Raw genomic sequence first — 4,964 nt, 5'->3', positions numbered from 1 at the left:
CACGTTCGCGCACCGGGAGAAGGGCGAGACCGTGGACGGCGCGCCGCGCGACGGCGGCGGCACGGTCGCGCTGAGGATCGCCCGCTCGCTCAAGCCGGTCATCGGCGCGATCAACGGCCCGGCGGTCGGCGTCGGCGTCACGATGACGCTGCCGATGGACGTCCGGCTGGCCTCCGAGACGGCGAGGTTCGGGTTCGTCTTCGCCCGGCGCGGGATCGTCACCGAGGCCGCCTCCAGCTGGTTCCTGCCCCGCATCGTCGGCATCGCGCAGGCCATGGAGTGGGCCGCGACCGGCCGCGTCTTCCCCGCCTCGGAGGCGCTCGAGGGGCGGCTCGTCTCACGGGTGCTGCCGCCCGACGAGCTGCTGCCCGCGGCGTACGCGCTGGGCCGGGAGATCGCCGGCAACACCTCGGCCGTCTCCGTGGCGGCCGTCCGGCGGCTCATGTGGTCGGGCCTGTCGGCGGCCTCGCCGTGGGAGGCGCACGCGGCCGACTCGCGGCTCATGGCCGAGCTGGGCGGCGCTCCGGACGCGGCCGAGGGCGTGACGGCGTTCCTGGAGAAACGGCCGGCCGAATTCCCGATGAAGGTGAGCCAGGACATGCCGTCCGGCCTCCCGCAATGGCCGGACAATCCTTATGGTGTCTAGCGTGTACGAGGTCACCGTCCTGCCCATGCCCGACGACTTCGAGGGCGAGGTCGTCGCGACGCTCGTGTCGAGGAAGGCCGCGACCGGCTCCCGCAGGGCGGTCCTCTACCTGCACGGCTTCACCGACTACTTCTTCCAGGACCACCTGGCCGACCACTACGCCGAGCGGGGCATCGACTTCTACGCGCTCGACCTGCGCAAGTACGGCCGCTCACTGCTGCCCCACCAGACCAGGGGCCTGATCAGGAGCGTCACCGACTACTTCCCCGAGATCGACGAGGCCGTGCGCATCATCCGGCGCGACCACGACGAGCTGACGATCAACGCCCACTCGACCGGCGGCCTGATCGCGGCGCTGTGGGCCGACCGGGTCCGCGGCCGGGGCCTGGTGCAGGGGCTCGTGCTCAACAGCCCGTTCTTCGACCTGAACGTGTCCACGCCGATGCGGCTGGCCGCCGACCTGCTGAAGACGCCGCTGTCGTACACGCGGTGGGTGCTGCCGCTGGGCGTCAACACCGTCTACGGGCGGTCGCTGCACCGCAGCGAGGGCGGCGAGTGGGACTACGACCTGGAGCTCAAGCCGCTCGGCGGCTTCCCGGTGCACGGGATGTGGCTGGCCGCCATCCGCCGGGCGCAGCGCCGGCTGCACGCCGGGCTGTCGGTGGACGCGCCGGTGCTCGTGCTCGCCTGCGCCGCGGGGCTGCGCGTACGCGACTTCGTGCCCGAGGCGCGCTCGGCCGACGTGGTGCTCGACCCGCGGCAGATCGCCCGCTGGGCCACCGCCGTGGGGCCGCACGTGACGTGCGTACGCGTCAAGGACGGCGTGCACGACCTCGTGCTGTCGTCGGAGCCGGTGCGCAAGCAGGTCTTCGCCGAGATCGACCGGTGGATGCAGGCTTTCGTCTACCAGGGGAACGAGAACAACCCGTAGTAGGCCGCGGCCACCATCAGCAGGCCGGTGCCGCCGAGCACGCCTCCGACGGTCACGTACTGCCACCGGCTCGGCTGCAGGCCCTCGCGCAGCGCCGACACGTACGCCGCCACCGCCGTGACCTCCTGGATCAGCATGAGCACGGCCAGCAGCCGCACCACCAGCCAGCCGGCCAGCACCGCCGGCCAGGCGCCGGCCTGGTTGACCGAGAACAGCACCAGCAGCGTGATGAACGCCACCACCGAGGCCAGCAGGCCGAGGCTCGTCCACGCCATCCGGGTGAGCCGGCGCCGGATCGGCGGCCACAACCGGGCGTTGGTCTCCTCGAGCGTCTGGCCGCGATGGCGCAGGCGGACCACCATGGCCGCCACCGGGCCCGCCACGTAGCCGACGGCGGCCAGGCAGATCGTCAGGCCGAGCATGGTGCCGCCGGCGTACCAGGGGGCGGCGGGCACGTCGCTGGCCTCGAACCGCTGCACCGGCGTGGCGCCCGCCATGTGCACCGCCGGCTCGGCCGTGCCGGGCAGGCCGAGGATCCAGTTGGTCAGGGTCTCCAGGTAGCCCTCGGTGAAGTCGCCGCCGTTGACGCGCATGGCGTGGTCGCCGTTCGCCATGAAGCGGATCGTGTAGTCGTCGTTGCCCGCCTTGCCGAGCGCGGTGATGAGCGCCCGGGTCGACTCGACGAACGGGATCGAGGGGTCGGTGGTGCCGTAGAAGGCCAGGACAGGCTGCTTGACCTGGCTTAACGCGGGCATCGCGTCGTAGCGCAGGAAGTCGAAGCCGACCGCGCCCATCCCTCTCGTCAGCAGGTCGCGCGAGCCGATGGGGGCGCGCAGGCGCAGCAGCTGTTCGTTGAGCGCCCAGGCGACCTGGCGCAGCGGGGAGACGTTGGGGGAGGAGACCAGCACCATGAAGCCGACCGACGCGCTCTTGGCCGCCGCGATCGGCACCACCCAGCCGCCCTCGCTGACGCCCCACACCCCGACCCGCCCGGGATCGATCTCGGGGCGGGCGCGCAGGTATTCGACCATCCGCAGCGCGTCGTCGGCCAGCAGCGCGAAGTCGCGGTCGCGGAAGTTGTAGCCGATCGTGCGCTTGTCGAAGGCGATCGTCGCCACCCCCGCCTTGGCCAGGAACTCCGCCTGCGGCGTGAACTCCGTGCGCGAGCCGTTGCCCGACCCCGACACGAACACCATGGCCGGATGCCGTCCAGGCGTCAGCGGTACCCGGAGCGTGCCCTCCAGACGCTGGCCCTCCGCCGCGATCGAGATCTCCTCGTGGCGGATGGGGTGGACCGCCGCCACCGGCGTGAGCTCGGCGACCGGCTGGGCCGGGATGGACTGGAAGGCCGGATCGGCCTTGAGCGGCGGGGGGTCGAACGCGGGCGGCAGGACGTAACCGACGGCCGCAAGAGCCACCAGCACCAGACCGGCGGCGACGCTCAAGGTGCCACGGCCAGTGCGCATTGGCCTCCCCATGTGCGTTGGTTTGCCCGCTGATCATCCAGCCTACTCCCGGCGGGTGTGGCGGGAGGGGCCACTTTTGTCGGCGGGAACTGTTAGCTTCCTGCGACATGCGGATCCTGCACACCTCCGACTGGCACCTCGGGCGCTCGTTCCACCGTGAGAGCCTGCTCGCCGGGCAGGCCGCGTTCGTCGATCACCTGGTCGAGACGGTGCGGGCCGAGCGGGTCGACGTGGTGGCCGTCGCGGGCGACGTCTACGACCGGGCGCTGCCGCCGGTCGACGCGGTGGCGCTGCTCGACCAGGCGCTCGCCCGGCTGCGCGCGGCGGGGGCGCGGGTGGTGCTGATCAGCGGCAACCACGACTCGGCGCTGCGGCTGCGGTTCGGCTCGGCGCTGTTCGACGCCGCGGGGGTGCACGTGCGCACCGCGCCGGAGCAGTCCTGGGAGCCGGTGGTGGTCGACGACGTCGCCTTCTACGGCATCCCGTATCTGGAGCCGGAGCTGGTGCGGGCCGCCTGGGAGCTGCCCGACCGCAGCCACACCGCGGCGATCTCCCACGTGATGGGCCGCGTCCGCGCCGACGCCGGCCGCCACCGCGCGGCCGTGGTGTTGTCGCACTGCTTCGTCACCGGCGGGCAGGCCAGCGACAGCGAGCGCGACATCAGCGTGGGCGGGGTGGCCCACGTGCCGTTGTCCGCCTTCGACGGGGTCGACTACGTCGCGCTCGGCCACCTGCACGGGCGCCAGCGCATGTCCGAGACCGTCCGCTACTCCGGCTCGCCGCTGGCCTACTCCTTCTCCGAGGTCGGCCACGTCAAGGGCTCGTGGCTGGTCACGCTGGGCGGCGAGACCGAGTTCGTGCCCGCGCCGGTGCCCCGCCCGATCGGCCGGCTCCGCGGCGCCCTCGACGACCTGCTGACCGAGCCCCGCCACGCCGCCTACGAAGACCACTGGCTGCAGGTCACGCTCACCGACGCCGTCCGTCCCAAATCGGCCATGGAACGGCTGCGCGCCCGCTTCCCCCACACCCTGGCCCTCTCCTTCGACCCGGTCGGCGCCGTTCCCGCCGCCCAGCACGCGCGCGTCAGCGGGCGGCCGGAGACGGAGGTCACGCTCGACTTCGTCCGCGAGGTGCGCGGCGAGCCTGCCGCGCCCGAGGAGGAAACCCTGCTAAGACAGGCGATCGAGGCATCCCGGGTGAAGGAGACGATGGCGTAGATGCGGCCGCACCGGCTCTCGCTGACGGCGTTCGGGTCCTTTCCCGGCACCGAGACGGTCGACTTCGACGCCCTGGCGGAGGCCGGGCTCTTCCTCGTCCACGGGCCGACGGGGGCGGGCAAGACCACGATCCTCGACGCCCTCTGCTTCGCCCTCTACGGTCAGGTGCCCGGCCAGCGCAACAGCGCCCGCAGTCTGCGCTGCGACCACGCCCCGGCCGGGGCCGGGCCGTCGGTCACGCTGGAGGTGACGATCCGCGGCCGGTTACTGCGCATCCAGCGCTCGCCGGCCTGGCAGCGTCCCAAGCGGCGGGGCACTGGCGTCACCGAGGAGAAACCCAAGGTCATCGTCTCGGAGTGGCAGGGCTCCGAGTGGCGCGGGCTCACCACCCGGCTCGACGAGGCCGGCGACCTGGTGGGCGGGCTGCTCGGCATGAACGCCGCCCAGTTCTGCCAGGTGGCGATGTTGCCGCAGGGCGACTTCGCCAAGTTCCTGCGCGCTGACGGCGACGAGCGCGCCAAGCTGCTGGAGCGGCTGTTCAGCGTCAAGGTGTTCACCCAGGCGGAGTCGTGGCTGGCCGAGCACCGCAAGCAGGCCGGGCGCGAGGCCCAGGACCTGCGTCAGCAGGTCGACTTCGCGATCAGTCGCGTGGAGGAGGCCGCCGGCCCCGACCTCATCGCCACCCTCACCGCCACCCTCACCAC

At 72.5% G+C, this 4,964-nt stretch carries 5 protein-coding genes; 4 read left to right on the top strand and 1 reads right to left on the bottom strand.

What is annotated here, in order from left to right:
• A partial coding sequence (locus C1J01_RS46200) for an enoyl-CoA hydratase-related protein (protein WP_111185339.1) occupies positions 1–646 on the top strand: 646 nt, incomplete at its 5' end.
• Position 647: 1 nt separating this feature from the next.
• Complete coding sequence (locus C1J01_RS46195) at positions 648–1,577, top strand: alpha/beta hydrolase (protein ID WP_111185338.1); 930 nt, start codon at positions 648–650, stop codon at positions 1,575–1,577.
• On the opposite strand, the gene C1J01_RS46190 is transcribed toward C1J01_RS46195, so the two are convergent.
• Positions 1,550–3,043, bottom strand: coding sequence for an alpha/beta hydrolase family protein (locus C1J01_RS46190; RefSeq protein ID WP_111185337.1), 1,494 nt, complete (start codon positions 3,041–3,043; stop codon positions 1,550–1,552). The genes C1J01_RS46195 and C1J01_RS46190 overlap by 28 nt on opposite strands.
• Before the next feature lie 107 nt (positions 3,044–3,150).
• On the opposite strand from C1J01_RS46190, the gene C1J01_RS46185 reads away from it, so the two are divergent.
• Positions 3,151–4,260 carry an exonuclease SbcCD subunit D gene (locus tag C1J01_RS46185; protein ID WP_111185336.1) on the top strand — a complete coding sequence of 370 codons (1,110 nt, stop codon included), beginning with the start codon at positions 3,151–3,153 and terminating at the stop codon, positions 4,258–4,260.
• Positions 4,261–4,964: AAA family ATPase (locus C1J01_RS46180; RefSeq protein ID WP_146615993.1), on the top strand; the 704-nt coding region annotated here is incomplete at its 3' end.

Origin of the sequence: Nonomuraea aridisoli (genome assembly GCF_003236395.1) — a bacterium.
Classification (GTDB): Bacteria; Actinomycetota; Actinomycetes; order Streptosporangiales; family Streptosporangiaceae; genus Nonomuraea; species Nonomuraea aridisoli.
Note: the sequence above shows the minus strand (reverse complement) of the source record. Positions and strands in the feature narration are given on the sequence as shown.